Genomic DNA, 16,079 nt, shown 5'->3' on the forward strand with positions numbered 1-16,079 from the left:
CGGCTTTAAAATCGGGTTCGTAACTGCGACGTCCTTTGTTCGCTTTTTGACTCTCCATTTTTGCAAAATTTATGCAAAAAAGTGTGCCGCTTTTCTAGACCACCTCACCCTTCTTTGCCAAACGTACCAGTGATTGTGCTGACCAGCATGCAAGTAGATGCCACGCATCCTTTGTCAGACAAGCAAATTTTTTATAGTGCACACGAATTGTTAGGAAAGGATGTAGCCGATTTCACTCATGTTTCCACAACAAAATCAGGACACTTTATTATGATTGACGAACCGACCCTGGTAATTGATAATTTTAATTTATTGATTTCAAAGTTGAAATAAAAATTGCTATTCTACACTGCACCTGTCATATCGCCAGAAAACCTCTCGATAAACTTTTCTCCTAAAGGCGATAGTTCATAGCCTATATTATGGCTAATGGTCAAACCTAAATTTTTCAGTTTTCGGATATTGAGTTTTAACCACTCTTTTTCAAAGCCAGTTTGCATGGCAATACCGACAGCGTGCAAATTGGGATTATCCTTTATCGTCAATAAAATTCTTTCTGTCCAATGTCCGTGCTTACTGAGATTGTCTAACCGAACTAACTTCTTTTTCAAATCAGCAAATTGCTGTTCAGATATTTCAGATTGCTCCCTTAATTTTATTCTGGGGTCTGCGGAATGATAGCTAATAGAGATTTTAAAAATAGTGCCTTCGCCATTTTGCACAAATGACTGTACCAACTGTTTTTTGTCAGGAAATCCTGCATTCAAAGCATCCTGGCTGGTAATATCACTTTCATTTATAGCTTCAATTGCATGGATCTGAACTAGACCAATGGAGGTATGCAGAAGGCTTCCCTTTTTTACGAAAGCTTTCTGCCACTTTCGAAATGCCAATGTAATGTTACCTGACCTTATTCCTCTTAAATGTATCTCTTTAAATAACATAGTTACAAGCCTCTGACATATTCACTCAAACTTAATGGTGCTCTACCAAGTAATTTTTCAAGTGTACTATCTGTATAGGAAAATTCGCCTGCTTTAATAGCATGGGCCATACTAACCAATAAATCCGCCACTTGCACCGGCAGTTGGTGGGCTATGAGCTCTTCTCTGAAAATTGTATCTGAAATATCAATGTGCTGGACATTCATTTTCTTCTCAGCATTTATCAACTGTGCCAATTCGGCAAATGTATAGGCTCTGCTCCCGGTTATTTCGTATGTTTCGCTCAGGCTCGTGGGTTCTGCCAGAACATTTGCAAGGGCTTCCGCAATATTATTCCTTGACACAAAACTTACCTTCCCGTTTCCCGACGGATAACGGATTTCTCCCGTCTGGAGAGCATTTCCCATAAATTCAGGTATGGCTTCCATGTACATACTGTTCCTGAAAATTGTATAGGGTATGTTTGTCTTTGCTATCAGCTCTTCCGTCTGATATTGTGTCTGCGTTCCTTGAAAAATAGTATTTGCGTGGGCTTTAACCATACTGGTATAAACAATGTGCTTTACATTGTTTTCTGCCATAGCCTTAACAACATTTGCTTCTTGCTGTTTAGAAGTTTCTGTATCCACCCCAATAGTAGAAATCTGCAAAACCGTTTCTACACCTCTAAATGCCCCTTTAAGCGTGGCGGAATCATTGTAATCTGCTTGTCTGACAATAATGCCTTTTTGCTTGAACTCCCTTACCGTTTCCGGATTCCGGACGATGGCAACGATGTCTTCAGGTTCTATTTTCTGCAATAAAAATGCAATGGTTGCTTTACCTAAATTTCCATTTGCTCCTGTAATAGCTATCATAGCTTTGTTTGTGGTTTAGGCTTCCAATGCAAATAGCGCAATCCTGTTGCCCTCGCTATCCAAAACATGAGCAATAGTACCGGATTTTATCGGAGTAGTTTCCATTACAATTTTACCGTTGTTCGCCTTCACCCTTTCAAGTGCGGGATGTAACTTTTGTCCTGCATTGAAATACAGCATTGCGGACCGGTTTGACTGACCGCCTTGGCCTTGTATCAATGACCCTGAGACATTACTTCCGTCAAACGGAAAAGCCAGGGATTTAAAACCTTCTGCTTCCATTTCTGTCAAAGAGATTTCCAATACATTTTCGTAGAATTTTTTTGCCCTGTCAAAATCTTGTACCGGCAACTCAAACCAAGTAATTACGTTGTTCATCATTTTCCTTTTTTTTATGATGACACAAAATTAACTTGACTTAAAATTTCGAAATTGGATAAAACCGACAACGCTTAAATTTTCCATTCCGGAAAGTTTGCCACCTGCTCGTTTGCCCTAAGCCTAAAATGCTTCGGGCTTGTTCCAGCAAACTCATTAAAGTCTCTGATAAAATGAGATTGGTCGAAATAATTATTTTGATAAGCGATGTCTGTAAGCTTATCAGATGGGGTTTGTCGCAGACTTTCCAAAGCGGATTGAAAGCGGTTTATTCTGGTATACATTTTAGGTGGTATACCAACGTACTGTCTAAAATACCTCTCCAAAGAACGTTCAGATATGTCCAATTCGTTTTGAACATGCCGTAAACTAACGCCTCTCAATAGTTGTGCTGCAGCAAAGTTTACTTTTCTGTTTTCTATTTTCTTTTGGTTAGCTTGTTGCATCAAAAATGACGATAACAATTCAATTCTTTCACAAGTTGTACGGCTGTTGGAAAGCTGGTCGGCCAAATCGTTTTTAAACAATTCGCTGATGTCAACGTGCTTGTTGGTAAGTTCATTTGCATCAATTCCGAAAACAGATTTCAAGGCAGTCGGCTGAAAATATATACCGATATTTCTAAAATGATCTTTTGCAGCGTGATTTGTATGCTTCGTGGTTTGTCCGTAAAGAAATACTTGTGGAAGTAGTTTATCGTTTTCGTCGAAAAATGATTTGGGGTTTTCTTGAAAAATCAATCCTGGCAGACCATCAGACACTATTTTGAACGTCTTATGTGAGAAATTAATATCATTATCTCCCAACGTCCAAAAGTACCGGACGTATTTCCGCAATGGTTCTGCAGGATGTATTTGTTGATAGTTCATTTTTTGTGTTCCGTCCCGTTTATCGGCAAGTTCATAGAATCGCTAAGTAGCTACAAATCGACCTCTATCAAGCCGGCAGCAAGATTAAGCTTAACCATTTCAAGTGTCTTAAAACAGACTGTAAATGATTACAAGAGCTTATCTCCGGATTCAAATATAATTACTTTCGAATACTGCACGGTACTTTGGCTATTGAAATAATAACATTGATGTGCGCCATAATATGGTCAGGGAAAAACAGGTGTTAATGACCGTAAAGTTTGCGGAATCAGCGGCTCTCTCGAACAGCATTATAGCAAGGGTTACACTAAATAAATTGCCCGAAGTCATTAGAAGGAAGTGGTTTCGGGCAAGTATTTACATTTGATGGCTCAATAAAGGTATAGGTACTATACATTTTTTCCGGATGAATAAATCTTCAAGCAGTATCAGTTGCGGATAGCATCTATTTCATTTCCAGACACATAAGTAAGCTCAACCACACCTGATTTAAATACTCTTGTCCCAGTCAACTTCAATCCGATGCGTTGATTAATATCTTCAAACAAGGGCTTACCCTTACCAAGAGCGACGGGATGGACAGAAATTTTGTAAACATCAATAAGTCCCAATTTTATAAATGTCCGTATCAGGCTGGCACCGCCGTAAAGCCAGATATCCTTGCCGCCTTCTTCCTTTATTTCTCTAACCTTATTTGCAATATCAGAAGATATAAAAGTGGCTTTCTCATCAGTTCGGTTCTGACTGGAAAAAACAAATTTATTCTTAGAGTGGATTCCTTCCCACATCTTTTTTTCTGCCGAATCTGCATGATCCTCCGGGTGGTAATTCCCCCAAGCGTCGTAACTTACTCTTCCATAGAACATCGTGTCAACACTTTCGATAAATGCTCCGAAGTTCATGTCTTCCTCCATAATACACCAATCAATTTCACCGTTAGGACCTTCAATAAAACCGTCTAGTGTAACTGCCAGATTTAAAACTATTCTTTTCATTGTTATATCTAATTTCTTGCAAATTAATGCGGGCATTATTTTATGCTTTGGAAAAATGCGACAAATTAGAGTTGTGTCGGTGCCAGCCCTGTGTGCCGCCTTATATTATTGGCCAGATGTGCATGATCGTAAAAGCCACACTCAAATGCAATATCCAGTAAGCTTCTCTTCCCGCCCTCGCTCTGAATTATCCTCATAGCATTTTGAAAGCGAACAACATTCGAATATTCTTTCGGAGTAATTCCTATATGCTCTTTGAAATTTCGTTCTAACTGCCTGATGGTGGTGTAGTTCCTTTTGGCAAGCTCATCAATAGTCAATTGTCCCTTACGGTTATGGATATCTTTTAAAATTGAATGCAGCGGATTATCCTGTTTTCTGATCCTGTCAGTGTAAAACTGATTTAGGTAGTTGGCAGGGTTTTGAAATATTCTGTCGATATCAAATGAGAGCTTTCGGTCTAATTCGATGGTGCTGCCTGTAAGCTCATTTTGTGCAGCGTAGTTGTAGAAATTTGAAAAAGTTGCCGGTTTCAGACATACTCCCAACAGATGAGTGCTATTGTCGATGAAGCTATCCTTAAACGAAGTCATTGTACCAACGACATAGGTTTTCCCGAATTCCATAGCAACGGAACCGTTATCTGTAACACAAGTATCTCCCAAATTTATTACCAAACCCGGGCATCCATCCGGAAAGTTGCGCTCCCATTGCCGGTCGTGTTCACCACCTTTCATTTCCCAGAAGGAATGAATAAAAGGCACTAACTCTATACAGGGTGTTGTTTCTTTATATTCCATGACAACGTGATTTTAGCATACATTACCCGTAACCACAAATATAAAAGTTTTAAAATTCTACATTATTCTTCTGGCTTTTGAAGCGCATTGATCCAGCTATACTCCTGGTTTGAATAAGCGCTTTAATTTCAGAAATCTGCCTATCGAAGCAGGAAGTAGTTTCGGGCTATTGGGTCAATCCCAATCATTATAGTGGCCTGATTTAAATACAGGAAATACTTCTATTTAGTGAGGTGCCTTTGCTTGAAGTTAAGCTCCATAAAGGCAAATATTTTATCAAAATGTTTCGTCGGCTCCTCGTGGGAGCCTTCAAGAACAACATGTTTATAAGGGTATTGAAACTGGCTGCTGACCAATCTGGAAATCATTTTTTCTCCCATCTTTACAGCGGGGATTATCTCATCGCTGGTTGCGGATAGCAAAAGAATGGCCCCTTTGATTTTCTCTACTTTTATCATAGCCTTTTGTTCGGCAACGGAATCTTTCATCATTGTTTCAAACGCTCCCCTCAAATCACGTTTCATTAAAAACGGGACAGACTCTTCGTTCACAGGGATAAAAGACAACTCCTTTCCATCAAATGTCCAACAGGAAGAATTAAACTCCTGCGTATGTCCGGGGAAAACCGCATGACTGGACGACATTCCAATCACACAATTGATATCGCTGTAATAACTGCCCAGCAACAATGCCAGGTCAGCACCCCTTGATCCTCCAACAACAGCAACACCACCCTTGCTTACATTCTTTTGCTTTTTTGCAGCTGCGATGGCCTTGTAAACGTCATCAACAGCAATTCTGTCTAAAATTTCCGGAGTGCCTTTGCATCCGAAATATCCGACGGCAAGAAATGCATATCCCTTTTCGGTAAATTCATTCCGGACTTTTTCCCAGCGATCTGTCCCCCAGGCATTGCCGCCTTCTGAGCCACCCAAACCAACAACCAACGGTTGATTCTTTCCGTTTCCTGTATAAAGAATGGCTTCAACATTCGGCACCTCTAATGTATCCTGAGAAAATGCAGAAAAGGATGAAAGACTTAAAAAGAGAAGGAATAAAGGTCGCAGGTTCATGACAGTTGTTTTTGGTTATCACAAAAGTCGTCTTCCCTGATGATAAAACATTTGACCCAGATCAAAAAATCACCGCTCCGATCTTATCCTGCTTAGAGTCTCCTGAGCAATCCCAAGATAGGATGCCACCATTCCTAAGGGAATACGATGGTGTATATCATTGTATGTGCGAATAAAATGCTCGTACTTCTCTTTGGCAGTAGTGAAGCGTAATGAAGTAATCCGTTCCATAAGGTGCCCGAAAACGGTGCCCATTGACAGTCTGGAATAACGTTCCATTTCCGGGTAATGATCAAACAAAAAAACAAGGTCTTCCACACTCAGACAAAATGTTTCAGAATCCTCAATAGCCTCAATGAAGTAAATATCTTTTTGCCTTGTGATAAAACTTTTCGGGGAGTTAGACCATTCGTTTTCGGCGGGGAAATATTCACTGATTTCTTTTCCATCCTTTATAAAGTAAGCTCTGAAAAGCCCCTTTTGGATGAAGTAGGATTTCGTGCAAATCTTATTGGCGTCGTGAACCAACTCCCCCTTTTTGAACGCTGCAAAACTAATCCGATCGTTCAAAGCAGATTTCAGCTCATCAGATAAGCTAATGTACTTTTCAAAATGCCGAAATAGGGCAGTATTTATTTCAGTCATAGTAATGGCTTTCCTTTTAAATCCTATCAAATTTAGGGTTATTCGTGAGTTCTACTTTCCTTTTACAAAAAGGGAGACATTGGGTTTCTTTAAAAGCACATTGACACGATTGAATACTATCAAGTATCACCTCAATACCCATGAGCGCTTAATTTAGGCTATAGCCAACTATTGCTTAGTTTAAACAATCTGCTTCGGATACATAATTGTTTGCTTGAAAATACGATATAATGACACAGTAACCTTTGCAAAGACATCAGCGGCTTTTCCGATGAATGTTGCAGCAATGGTTATACCGATTCCCTGCCCGAAACCTGTTCCGACCAAAGAAGGAAGTGGTTTCGGCCAGCTGCTTTTTGGCGCAACAAATCATTTTAATAAGCTGGAATAATACGCCCTTTCTTTTGCTACTTTTCTTGGGCGAGCAAAGAAAAGTAGCGCCCGCTTCCAACGCGGGCGTTACTAAAAGTTTCAGCAACTTTTAAAGGCTGTGTTATCAGCGTTTCGAGATTTACAAAAATACCTCTGTTCTCTGTCATACCTTGTCGCAGTAATGACCATAACAATGCGCTTCCAAGTTGCGTTATTGTAGCATTGATAAATAAGTCTTGTTTTTCTAAGGCTTCGGGAAGTGAACAGCTTGGCGTGTTGTCGGCAGTTTCAGACGACTGTAACAGACTGCCAAATTCATCAGTTACAAAAGGAAGGTTTTTTATGGTCTTGAATTTCTTTGAAGCAGGTTGAAGAATATCGCCGATTGTTGAAAGAATAACCTGTCCCGTGCTTTTGCTATTGCCGTAATCCATCCAATAAAATGGTCTGTCTCTATGCTGTGTACTACTGTCGGCAAGACTTTTGAGCAATTCAGCAATCTGCATCCTTGCCGATACGCTGTCTACACAACTGATGAATATGTTTGCACAAACAAATGAATTGAAACGTTGCAAATTCTCTTGGCTGAACTGATACGGAACTGATTTCCAATTTGTACCGAAAAAGCGGTTGATATTGTTTATCCGCGCTACAGTTTTTTTAAGGCCAAGTTCAGAGACAGCAAACCGCTGTCTTCCCAGATTAGCATGGGTTATTACATCATCATCAAACATACGCACATATAATCCTGCATGCCCGAGGGCGTTGAGCGAATGATTCATTTCTGCAAGAGCTGTCAGTACACGGCTTCCTGTTCCACCCGCTCCAATCAGGTTTACCGTTATTGGATTTGTCGGGCTTAACAGATAAGCAGGTGCAAAGTGCATAACAGGTTTGATTATAGGCGTATTCATTGGATAAGTGATTTTAGGGTGAGTTTTGTTTTAATCAAAGCACCTGATGGAAAAGCCTTTTCTGTTTGCATTTGCTTTTGCCATAACTGAACGATATTACCCTTTACAGGATTGTGGGATTCTATGAGGTGACTGAAATAGCTACGAAAGAAATACTGCTGCCAGCTTTCTATAAAATTTTCAAGCGAAACGGATTCGCCTATTTGTACATCTACCGTACCCATGCATACTTTACCGCTTTTGTAAAGGTTGAAAAATGGAGCATGATACAATGGCGTCTGCAAATCAGGCTTAACATCTGATTTAAGCGCATAAACACAAAGCTCCGTTTTGGTTGCTTTCCAAACCAACGAAGGAATACAAGCTTTTCTGTTTGGAATGTTTAAATCCGCAACGAAAAATAAATCCAACATCTGCGGCAGGCTATACCAGATTACACAACCCTGCTGCGAAGGGTCGAGATATAGGACGGTATCGGGTATCAGTCCTTTGGGTTTTAGAAAGGATTTTTGCATTGCCTTCGAGGTATCAAGAGCCTTTGCCAGAGCAGTGCTTTCTTCGACAGACAGTGGATGCAGGTTTATTGGACTTCCGTCTTCGCCTATGTCAAAGGATTCAACATAACAGTCGCTTGTGTCCTTGCGGTTTCTGTAAATGACAAACCCTGATTCGGGCAGATATACATCATCAAATAATGCGGTGATATTTTCCATTAGAGTATTTTTAAAAGGTCACACAAATCATCAAGTAGCGAGAACAACTTTTGCGGAAAGTCAAGATTCATGTCAATGTTATTTTGGGGCTTGTCAAAAAGCTGCACTGCAAAAGGATTATCCATGATACTGCATTCCTGTAACTCTGCATTGATACCGTTAAACAAATCATGGGCTATGGTGCTATCTAAATCATAGATGAATGAAAGGTATTGATAAGCAGTAACACGTTCTTCTGTTTCAAGCGAATCAAGTCCTGCTTCGATGTAATCGAAAACCGAATGATTCGGAAAGTCACAATTCAGTTTATAAAATTCCGCTGCAAGGCTTCTAAACTCAGCTTCGGATTCATTGTTAGGGATAAAATTCTTCAACCGATTTTCAAATGCAACAAGATGGCAGGGATTTGAAAGCTTGCGCTGCAATGACTTTCCTGCACGCAGCATAAGATAAAACTCCTGCTTTAAGTCCTCCCAATCCTGCTGCTCTATGTCTTCGTCCGTACTGTACCATTCGTAAACCATTTCATATTGGTAGCAGAGATAACTTTGCTGTTGTGTGTACATCGGGATTTCGACAATCTGAAAAAGGTAGGCGAATACCGACTGTAATAATTCAGATTTCTGTGCTCCTTTTTTGTCTTGCATTATGTCCCAGAGCTTATATACAGGAATATAGTAAAGAGTCTGCCCGACTGAGTATTCCTTGTAGGTTGCAAGTGTTGCACTATGCGTACTATCTTTAATAATCGCGAGGCTTGTATCCTTGTAGTGTCCTACTAAATGCTGCGCTGCATGTTTATAAGCGTTCGAAATGTTACAGGGATAAACAGCATTGCTTTTTGCAAGTGGTTCAAACTGATACAGGATTGCAAGGTTTTCAAGCGAATCAAAGAACTCCTTTTCTACTGCTCTTCTGTTTTCCAGTTCCTGATAACATGTAGCGCGGAGAGGTAAAAACTTTGTCCTTAAAAAACCATCGGCAGCATTTCGGGCGGTACGCTTCGGGGTTTTCTCCGTATGGCCTGGGCTGCGTCTGGCAAACTGTTTATTTTGTCTGCCAGTGCGGCAAGGTTGCGGTTGATGGACCATTGCTTGCTGTATTTTTCATTGAGAATGAACCTTGCGGTCTGTTGTTTTCTTTTCATCTGCTCGTTGTTTTATCCCTTTGTTCCCATGACAGATTCAAACCTGTACTGTACGCTGTCGTCCTTGATTTCAGGGGCGGACACTTTTGCAGTAACAAGTATGGGATAAGTGTTCGCATAAAAGTTCAGCACAGCCTGTGGGCTAAAACTTCTGTCGGGGTCTGCAAGGGTCAACTGTTGTCCCTTGTTCTCAAAAAGAAATATTCTTTCCAATTTGGTGGCTAGTAGCATGGCGTAAATGTTTTAAGATTGGAAAAGACTGGTTTGTTCAAATTGTGCGGACAGTTCACTTCTGAGTTTTCTTATGTCGTCAGCGTGTTCGGGGAATGTGGACGGGTCAGGCAATTTAACCCATGCCTCCCGAAATTTGCCCTCGGCTTCTAACGCTTCTGCTTTTTTAAGTGCAGCTTCATATTTTTTGTCCTTATCCGATTTGTGCTGTTCTGCTTTCTTTGCTTTGTCCTTTTCCATCTGTGATTGCAGGGCGGCAATTTCCTGTTGCTTTGCATAGGATTCCATATTTACGAAGAGCTGAGAAGTTACCTGTAAAGGGGCTTGTATATTGGGGAAGAAACCAGCGTTTAATTCTTCTGCTGTGCCTTTGAGTATTAAGGGCGGTATCAGATTTTTTGCATCGTCCACACAGGTTTCGTTATTAAGTAAAATTGAAACTGTGAGCGTGTTATCTTTTGTTTTAACAAAGGTCATTTTCAGCTCTCCCTGAATGTCAAGGGCTGCAATATGTTCAAAGAAATTAGTCTGCATTGTATTTGAAATTTGATGGTTAGAAAATTGGCTTGTTAAATTTTGCTATGGTTGTAGCATTCGACAAGCAGGAGCAATAAGCCTGACAGTATCATCATAAGTGAAACAATACCTGCCACCCACTCGATAAAGGTTAGTATCAGCGCAGTCCAGTAGCTGCGGAAATGCTGCATACCTCCAACACCACGGCGGTCAAACCTACGCTTGCCAATGAGGAGGCGAACAAACAAGCCTGTGAGTAGTAAAACAAACCCGACTACCTGTACGGTGGAAAATCCTATGATTGTATTCATGAGTAAGTAAAGATTGAGTTAGAAAATTAAATGCGCCAAAGTGCTTCCAAGTCATAACCTGCTTCAATGAAGAGGTCATTCAAATACTGCTGCACAACTCCGATTCCGTAATTTTTAGAAAGACTTTTATCTATATACCGACATCGGGTTTTTATCAGCCATTTGCATACAGCTACTGCATCCCGAGCTTCATCGCTCGTATTGTCGCCCGATAGTTTAAATGAAAAGTTGCCTACATGATACCAAAAGAAGTTTTCATGCAGCGTCTGTGTTGTAATGGGACGCTGCCAATGTGGAAGCTGCTTTTTGCCCTCCGGGTGTTCATTAATGTAATCGCACTGCTCTTGCAGGTATTTCCATGTATTGAATTTCATGGAAGTGTTTGCCCCAAATCTATCAGCAAGTTCTTTGTTGAGTACATCAATCCACTGATCGTAGATGTACAGCTTTTTTAAAACAACGGTCATGTAACGTCCCATGAGGTAATGTGTTTACGGGTTAAAGAAAAGATCAACTGCATTGGTAAACTTGCTGTCGGGGTGTCTTCTTACTGCGGTATAGGTCACCACACAATGAATGCTGAACAATGCTGTATATCCGCTGAATAAAAAGGATGCAAAGCAGCCGTGCTGGCTAATGATTTTGTGTCTATTTTTTTCAATTTGCTTTTGTACATCTGCTGCCAGATAAAGCCAACTGTCGAAGGTGACAAACCCGTTGTCCCATGACCTGCGCCCGCTTTCCTGTTCTTCCTGTACGGTATGGCACATACCTTCTATAAAATTTATAAGGTCTTCTATATGCTGTGGGAAAAGGCGGTGCAACAGTTTTGCTTTGTCACTGTTTGTTAGTTCCTGAAAATTTTTCATACCTGTGGGGATTGTGACCGCAGCGGTTTGCTGCGGTCTTGTGAGGAAATTAATCTTAGCAGAGACTGTCAGCCCCATATTTTGCAAAGTCGTTGCAGAGTTCAAAAGCCTTTTGGGTGCGAATTGCGCCAGTTCCTCCCATGAGGATAGATTTTACTTTGGCTTCTTCGTTTTTGTAGTTCCGCACATTTTGAAAATAGCCGGTCACCGCATTGAAGGCCCCAAAGACAGTACCCTTTGTGGTTTCAAGTTGCTGTGTATCGTTGAGCATAGCGTAGGAAAAAGCGTCTTCGCACTGGTTTTTGAAAACGGTTGAAAATTCATCTACTTTGCCGTCCTTGATTTGTCCGAGTGTTTCGGCATTGGATGCAAGCGCCATCTGAATGAGCTTACGAACTTCCTTATCTGTGATGCGGACTTTTGCCCACTGATTAAAGATGCCCTCCATTTCAATGCTCAGATTGTTGGCAAGCCCCATGACTTTGTGCGCCTGTTCCAAGCGTAATTTTGCATTTACGGTGTGCCTTATACGCACAACATTTGTCATGTTGCGAAGCGCAGCACCAAGCGTATTTGCACAAACAATTCTTATTGGGGTAAATGCAGCGGTAATGCTTCCGCTGCCATCGTGTGAGGTTGTGAGGAATAAGTATTTTTCAATTAAATCGTCACTGCCCACTTTGATATAGTCGGGTAGTTTCGCAGTTATGAAAATGCGTTCACCCTTTCCAAGCGAACCAGCTGTTTCATATAAAACTCCGTCACCACCGCCTACAATGCTATCAAAGAATGAAAAGGCTTCCCGGTTTTGCAGTACCTGATAGTCCTTACCCACTACACCCAAAGGCATGCCGTTGTCGGTACGGACGGTGGCAAAAAAATCAGGAACTTCAACATGATCTAACAGGATATCCTTATTTACAGGACTGTTGAAATAATCGCGGTCGTTATGGATAAACAATTTTTGTTTTACCACCTCGTAATCGAGTCCTGCATGCTGAATGGCTTCGGCTGATGTCGGATAGGAAGAAACGATTTGTCCTAACCCGTGCCATGCTTTTTCCTTTACGGAAAAGAAAGAATGTTTGCCTGTTACTTCGTCATAAAAAAGATTGTGTGCCATGATTGAAAAATGTTTGATGGTTAAAAAAATGATGGAGAAAAATTGAAGATTTTAGAATGGCAGGTCGTCGTTTTTGTCCTGCGTTGGTGCATGTCCGTTACTGGCTTGTGGGGTTTGCTCTGCTGTACTTCTTTTACCACCGCCCAATATTTTGATATTGGAGGTATGGAACTGAAGGGATGCTTTGGGCTGTCCGTCTGAGCCTTGCCATGCGTTGGTGCTGATACGTCCAAATATCTGAACGAGCGTGCCTTTGGTTAGTACCTTCGCTATACCCGAACCTATCCAATAAGAGCACCGGATAAACTCTGTTGTTTCCCTCTTTTCACCTGATTTGGTCTGATAACGGTCATTGACTGCTATATTGAAATTGACAACCTGTTTGTCTGATTTCGTAGTAGCTACTACTGCATCTGCTGTGATTCGACCTGTGATTTCCATAACTGTTTTTTTTAATTGTAAAATTTATTGAAGCTGTTTACTGGTAGCTGGGTCGATATTTGTCTGGCTGTTTTCATTCTCTTTCCGATTTTTTTGTAGGAAAATGAAGAATGCAACCGCCTTGACGGCAAGGGAACCGTGGAATAGCGGACCGCAGGGAGCATATGCCGCGAAAGTCCCTTGCAGGCAAATGGGCGGCTGCATTATTTTTCGGAGAAATAAAACGGGAAGGAAAACAGCCCGCATACAAGCGGCAGCAATAAGCAGCTGTTTAAAGGTTACATGAGATAAATGGTCTTAGCAAACTCAATGCATTACATAAGGTGGCTAGGAATTTGTAAATATATTTTTACATTTATCATATATTGCTATTATTTACCTTCATCATCAAACATCGTGGAAAAAGAAATTACAGCTATCAGCCAGACTACTATTGTAATCGGCCCATCAGATCTTTTAGCACAATACAGGAATTCATTACAATCGCGTTTTGATGGAATGCCTGTGTCGGTTGGCGGGTATTATGTACCGAGTATTGGCGACGGACTTAAAGGGTTTCATTATGACGGGCTGATTGATGAGAACCGCAAAGAAAAACTGGTCATCGTCATAAGCTCTGAACAAAGAGCCAAGTTAAAAAAGGACGGGTTTTATACTTTTATTGGCACGCTGGAAAAAGGGTCGATGACTAATGATGGCCAGCTTCGGTTACGAATGAGGGTTTTGGAATTAATAGGCCATGATAAAACAAAACGCCAGTTCTCGGCAGCCAACTACGATTTATTCAAGGAGAGGATAGACAGAGGCTTTATGAACATAACAAATCTGCTTGTCAAAAAACTCTCAAAAAACGAACGGCCGGACATTGTCATCATAAAAGGTAGTGGGTCTATAGTTGATCATGATTTCGCCGATGCTTTGGGCGAAGCGGACCGCAAATACGACATTTCATGGATAACACCGAATTTGATGTCGGAAAAGGAAATCATCGACGCGGTTTACAAGATTGATAAGCAGAAGTGCTCGTTGCTGGTTTTCATGCGAGGTGGTGGAACCGGCCTTGAAATATTTGATAGCATGGAGCTGGGTGAAAAGGTGCTGGAAAGCGGCTTACACTTTATAACAGCCATTGGTCACAAGGTTGAGGAGCCTCTGCTGGCAAAGCTATCTGACCGTGCCTTTCCCACGCCGACTCATTTTGGTAAGTTCCTGAATGAATTAGTTCAGGACATTCGAAAATACCAGAAAGAACTTGACGATAAAAAATTATCGCTTGCACTTACGCGCAATGAGCTAGAAGCAAGGGAGGAGGAAATAGTTACGATGCGTAAAAGTATGGCGCAACAACAAACCAAAAACCAACACTATGTGAAGACGCTGCTTCTAACCATAGCAGGTGTGGTGCTTCTTCTGATAGTTGCTTTATGGTTAAAATAAAATTACGTTGGCAAACTTCAAAAAAATCCGGTGACCTCAGTTTCCTATTTACGTCAAATAACCCTACACTACAAGTAGTGGAGGGTTTACGTGGAAAAACAGCCTGGATCTCCCGGGCCGTTTTTTTTGTATTCAAGACCCTTGATAAATCAGGCTGGTTACCGGTAAATTAAAATTCAACAAGGCTGCAATGTGGCAGATTGTTTTCGTCTCTCTATGCTACTTCGCAGGATAATCATCAGAAAGGCCAGAATTCCAAAACCGAATCCGACCCAGGGAGTATGAGTAACGCCCCTGGTTACGATAATCCACCCACCTACTGTCGTTCCTAAGGTAACACCCAAGTTTCCGAAAGAAGTGGCCAGACTGTTCGCAAATGCCAGTGACTGCGGAGCTGAGGAGATCATGTATGTGGATGCGTTGAGAAAACTTGGTGAATAGAAAAAGCCCCAAACGGCTACTACCAAAATAGTTGCCATGGTATTGCCACCGGAATAATGCAGTAAAACTGGTATCAGCACTGTGCCTGAAAGAAAGAATGCCGTGGTTTTCGGAACACTGATGTTGAGCATTTTTCCGGAAATCCAATTGGCAAACACCCCGATAACCCCAAAGAGGAACAGCATATAGCTCACCGACGTATTATCCATGTTTTTTGCCTTGTTGAGGTATTCTGCAAAATAGCTGTAAGTGGCAAACCAACCCGAAATCATAAAGAAGTTCATAGCAGTGCTCAGTAGGAAGGTAGGCTGTGTAAGTATTTTCAATTGACTGCCATAAGATTGTTTCTCCTTTACGGGCATAGGTGGCAAGGCAAAATAAATAACGGTTAATGCCAGTACACTTACCAGGGTCTGCAGCATGAAGGAGTACTCCCATGAATTGATGCTGGCCAGGTAGGTTGCAAGCGGAACGGTAGTGACCATGGCAATAGCCACGCCACTAAAAACAATGCCCATCAACTCGTTTTCATTTTTTCGGTCACCACGGGCTACAGCTACGGACAGAGCTGTTGCAATGTAAACCGGCTGAAGAAACGCAGGCAGAATTCTTACCAATACCAAAAGCCAGAACGGAGGTGCAAATGAAGAAACAATGCCGGTGACAACAAAAATGGAAATGGCTGAAAGCATTAGTTTTTTGCGGTCCATACCGGAGGTAAACAAAGTTAGAAATGGACCCGTCAGCGCTATCACAAGCGCAAATGCACTGAGTAAAATTCCGGCCTTATCGATACTGATCTTATAGTACTCCGCCAATTGGGGCAAAATACCAATAATGCCAAATTCAGTAGTAATGACCGCAATAAAACCCAGGCAACCTATGTAAGCATACTTTTTCATTTGTTATATTTCTTTATGAATTGAAGGGGCAAAACTAAATCCAAACGCCTATTTTTGTAGGCAATACAACCAAATGTATGGTACTAACAAATTTGTAAGTA

At 41.2% G+C, this 16,079-nt stretch carries 21 protein-coding genes; 2 read left to right on the top strand and 19 right to left on the bottom strand.

Features of this window, described 5'->3' with window-relative positions:
• Window positions 1–344 precede the first annotated feature (344 nt).
• The 8 genes from LZG71_RS28840 to LZG71_RS28875 all read right to left on the bottom strand — a co-directional run bounded on the left by LZG71_RS28840 (window position 345) and on the right by LZG71_RS28875 (window position 6,561).
• On the bottom strand, window positions 345–944 hold the full coding sequence (locus tag LZG71_RS28840) for a hypothetical protein (protein WP_233826492.1): 600 nt from the start codon (window positions 942–944) through the stop codon (window positions 345–347).
• 2 nt (window positions 945–946) lie between these two features.
• Window positions 947–1,801, bottom strand: a complete 855-nt coding sequence (locus LZG71_RS28845; protein ID WP_233826494.1) for an SDR family oxidoreductase — start codon at window positions 1,799–1,801, stop codon at window positions 947–949.
• Between the two features lie 15 nt (window positions 1,802–1,816).
• On the bottom strand, window positions 1,817–2,182 hold the full coding sequence (locus LZG71_RS28850; RefSeq protein WP_233826496.1) for a VOC family protein: 366 nt from the start codon (window positions 2,180–2,182) through the stop codon (window positions 1,817–1,819).
• A 71-nt stretch (window positions 2,183–2,253) separates the two neighbouring features.
• Window positions 2,254–3,048 (bottom strand): helix-turn-helix domain-containing protein, encoded by a 795-nt coding sequence (locus LZG71_RS28855; RefSeq protein WP_233826498.1) that lies wholly within the window; start codon window positions 3,046–3,048, stop codon window positions 2,254–2,256.
• A gap of 428 nt (window positions 3,049–3,476) precedes the next feature.
• Window positions 3,477–4,043, bottom strand: a complete 567-nt coding sequence (locus LZG71_RS28860) for a dihydrofolate reductase family protein (RefSeq protein WP_233826500.1) — start codon at window positions 4,041–4,043, stop codon at window positions 3,477–3,479.
• 65 nt (window positions 4,044–4,108) lie between these two features.
• On the bottom strand, window positions 4,109–4,843 hold the full coding sequence (locus LZG71_RS28865) for a helix-turn-helix domain-containing protein (RefSeq protein ID WP_233826502.1): 735 nt from the start codon (window positions 4,841–4,843) through the stop codon (window positions 4,109–4,111).
• 221 nt (window positions 4,844–5,064) lie between these two features.
• Entirely contained in the window at window positions 5,065–5,916 is an 852-nt protein-coding gene (locus LZG71_RS28870) for an acyl-CoA thioester hydrolase/BAAT C-terminal domain-containing protein (RefSeq protein WP_233826504.1), read from the bottom strand.
• Window positions 5,917–5,985: 69 nt separating this feature from the next.
• Window positions 5,986–6,561, bottom strand: a complete 576-nt coding sequence (locus tag LZG71_RS28875) for a Crp/Fnr family transcriptional regulator (RefSeq protein ID WP_233826506.1) — start codon at window positions 6,559–6,561, stop codon at window positions 5,986–5,988.
• A 214-nt stretch (window positions 6,562–6,775) separates the two neighbouring features.
• Here LZG71_RS28875 and LZG71_RS28880 point away from each other — a divergent pair, with 214 nt between their 5' ends.
• Window positions 6,776–6,952, top strand: coding sequence for a hypothetical protein (locus LZG71_RS28880; protein ID WP_233826508.1), 177 nt, complete (start codon window positions 6,776–6,778; stop codon window positions 6,950–6,952).
• Window positions 6,953–6,968: 16 nt separating this feature from the next.
• Here the strand turns inward: LZG71_RS28880 and LZG71_RS28885 are convergent, their stop codons facing one another.
• From LZG71_RS28885 to LZG71_RS28930, 10 genes are all read right to left on the bottom strand, one after another.
• The gene (locus tag LZG71_RS28885; RefSeq protein ID WP_233826509.1) at window positions 6,969–7,847 is read right to left on the bottom strand and encodes a PRTRC system ThiF family protein; all 879 of its coding nucleotides are present in this window, start codon (window positions 7,845–7,847) and stop codon (window positions 6,969–6,971) included.
• Window positions 7,844–8,560: a PRTRC system protein B gene (locus LZG71_RS28890; protein WP_233826511.1), complete on the bottom strand. Its 717-nt coding sequence runs from the start codon at window positions 8,558–8,560 to the stop codon at window positions 7,844–7,846. Before LZG71_RS28890 ends, LZG71_RS28885 begins: the two co-directional genes overlap by 4 nt.
• Window positions 8,560–9,651 (bottom strand): hypothetical protein, encoded by a 1,092-nt coding sequence (locus tag LZG71_RS28895; protein ID WP_233826513.1) that lies wholly within the window; start codon window positions 9,649–9,651, stop codon window positions 8,560–8,562. The genes LZG71_RS28890 and LZG71_RS28895 overlap by 1 nt, the downstream gene beginning before the upstream one ends.
• Window positions 9,652–9,719: 68 nt before the next feature.
• Window positions 9,720–9,938, bottom strand: coding sequence for a PRTRC system protein C (locus tag LZG71_RS28900; RefSeq protein ID WP_233826515.1), 219 nt, complete (start codon window positions 9,936–9,938; stop codon window positions 9,720–9,722).
• 12 nt (window positions 9,939–9,950) lie between these two features.
• Complete coding sequence (locus LZG71_RS28905) at window positions 9,951–10,472, bottom strand: prtrc system protein e (RefSeq protein WP_233826517.1); 522 nt, start codon at window positions 10,470–10,472, stop codon at window positions 9,951–9,953.
• Window positions 10,473–10,507: 35 nt separating this feature from the next.
• Window positions 10,508–10,765, bottom strand: a complete 258-nt coding sequence (locus LZG71_RS28910) for a hypothetical protein (RefSeq protein ID WP_233826519.1) — start codon at window positions 10,763–10,765, stop codon at window positions 10,508–10,510.
• 26 nt (window positions 10,766–10,791) lie between these two features.
• The gene (locus LZG71_RS28915) at window positions 10,792–11,244 is read right to left on the bottom strand and encodes a hypothetical protein (RefSeq protein ID WP_233826521.1); all 453 of its coding nucleotides are present in this window, start codon (window positions 11,242–11,244) and stop codon (window positions 10,792–10,794) included.
• Window positions 11,245–11,256: 12 nt separating this feature from the next.
• Window positions 11,257–11,634 (bottom strand): hypothetical protein, encoded by a 378-nt coding sequence (locus LZG71_RS28920; RefSeq protein ID WP_233826522.1) that lies wholly within the window; start codon window positions 11,632–11,634, stop codon window positions 11,257–11,259.
• A 55-nt stretch (window positions 11,635–11,689) separates the two neighbouring features.
• Window positions 11,690–12,757, bottom strand: coding sequence for a DUF932 domain-containing protein (locus LZG71_RS28925; protein WP_233826524.1), 1,068 nt, complete (start codon window positions 12,755–12,757; stop codon window positions 11,690–11,692).
• Window positions 12,758–12,808: 51 nt separating this feature from the next.
• Window positions 12,809–13,198 (bottom strand): single-stranded DNA-binding protein, encoded by a 390-nt coding sequence (locus LZG71_RS28930; protein ID WP_233826526.1) that lies wholly within the window; start codon window positions 13,196–13,198, stop codon window positions 12,809–12,811.
• A gap of 396 nt (window positions 13,199–13,594) precedes the next feature.
• Here LZG71_RS28930 and LZG71_RS30645 point away from each other — a divergent pair, with 396 nt between their 5' ends.
• Window positions 13,595–14,635, top strand: a complete 1,041-nt coding sequence (locus tag LZG71_RS30645) for an exodeoxyribonuclease VII large subunit (RefSeq protein ID WP_233826528.1) — start codon at window positions 13,595–13,597, stop codon at window positions 14,633–14,635.
• A 176-nt stretch (window positions 14,636–14,811) separates the two neighbouring features.
• On the opposite strand, the gene LZG71_RS28940 is transcribed toward LZG71_RS30645, so the two are convergent.
• Window positions 14,812–15,978: an MFS transporter gene (locus LZG71_RS28940; protein ID WP_233826530.1), complete on the bottom strand. Its 1,167-nt coding sequence runs from the start codon at window positions 15,976–15,978 to the stop codon at window positions 14,812–14,814.
• Window positions 15,979–16,079: the final 101 nt, after the last annotated feature.

Origin of the sequence: Dyadobacter sp. CY312 (assembly GCF_021390535.1) — a bacterium.
Classification (GTDB): domain Bacteria; phylum Bacteroidota; class Bacteroidia; order Cytophagales; family Spirosomataceae; genus Dyadobacter.

Excerpts from the sequence above, each read along its gene's own strand:
- LZG71_RS28840 (WP_233826492.1), bottom strand. The coding sequence starts at position 944 with ATGTTATTTAAAGAGATACATTTAAGAGGAATAAGGTCAGGTAACATT.
- LZG71_RS28845 (WP_233826494.1), bottom strand. The coding sequence starts at position 1,801 with ATGATAGCTATTACAGGAGCAAATGGAAATTTAGGTAAAGCAACCATT.
- LZG71_RS28850 (WP_233826496.1), bottom strand. The coding sequence starts at position 2,182 with ATGATGAACAACGTAATTACTTGGTTTGAGTTGCCGGTACAAGATTTT.
- LZG71_RS28855 (WP_233826498.1), bottom strand. The coding sequence starts at position 3,048 with ATGAACTATCAACAAATACATCCTGCAGAACCATTGCGGAAATACGTC.
- LZG71_RS28860 (WP_233826500.1), bottom strand. The coding sequence starts at position 4,043 with ATGAAAAGAATAGTTTTAAATCTGGCAGTTACACTAGACGGTTTTATT.
- LZG71_RS28865 (WP_233826502.1), bottom strand. The coding sequence starts at position 4,843 with ATGGAATATAAAGAAACAACACCCTGTATAGAGTTAGTGCCTTTTATT.
- LZG71_RS28870 (WP_233826504.1), bottom strand. The coding sequence starts at position 5,916 with ATGAACCTGCGACCTTTATTCCTTCTCTTTTTAAGTCTTTCATCCTTT.
- LZG71_RS28875 (WP_233826506.1), bottom strand. The coding sequence starts at position 6,561 with ATGACTGAAATAAATACTGCCCTATTTCGGCATTTTGAAAAGTACATT.
- LZG71_RS28885 (WP_233826509.1), bottom strand. The coding sequence starts at position 7,847 with ATGAATACGCCTATAATCAAACCTGTTATGCACTTTGCACCTGCTTAT.
- LZG71_RS28890 (WP_233826511.1), bottom strand. The coding sequence starts at position 8,560 with ATGGAAAATATCACCGCATTATTTGATGATGTATATCTGCCCGAATCA.
- LZG71_RS28895 (WP_233826513.1), bottom strand. The coding sequence starts at position 9,651 with ATGGTCCATCAACCGCAACCTTGCCGCACTGGCAGACAAAATAAACAG.
- LZG71_RS28900 (WP_233826515.1), bottom strand. The coding sequence starts at position 9,938 with ATGCTACTAGCCACCAAATTGGAAAGAATATTTCTTTTTGAGAACAAG.
- LZG71_RS28905 (WP_233826517.1), bottom strand. The coding sequence starts at position 10,472 with ATGCAGACTAATTTCTTTGAACATATTGCAGCCCTTGACATTCAGGGA.
- LZG71_RS28910 (WP_233826519.1), bottom strand. The coding sequence starts at position 10,765 with ATGAATACAATCATAGGATTTTCCACCGTACAGGTAGTCGGGTTTGTT.
- LZG71_RS28915 (WP_233826521.1), bottom strand. The coding sequence starts at position 11,244 with ATGGGACGTTACATGACCGTTGTTTTAAAAAAGCTGTACATCTACGAT.
- LZG71_RS28920 (WP_233826522.1), bottom strand. The coding sequence starts at position 11,634 with ATGAAAAATTTTCAGGAACTAACAAACAGTGACAAAGCAAAACTGTTG.
- LZG71_RS28925 (WP_233826524.1), bottom strand. The coding sequence starts at position 12,757 with ATGGCACACAATCTTTTTTATGACGAAGTAACAGGCAAACATTCTTTC.
- LZG71_RS28930 (WP_233826526.1), bottom strand. The coding sequence starts at position 13,198 with ATGGAAATCACAGGTCGAATCACAGCAGATGCAGTAGTAGCTACTACG.
- LZG71_RS28940 (WP_233826530.1), bottom strand. The coding sequence starts at position 15,978 with ATGAAAAAGTATGCTTACATAGGTTGCCTGGGTTTTATTGCGGTCATT.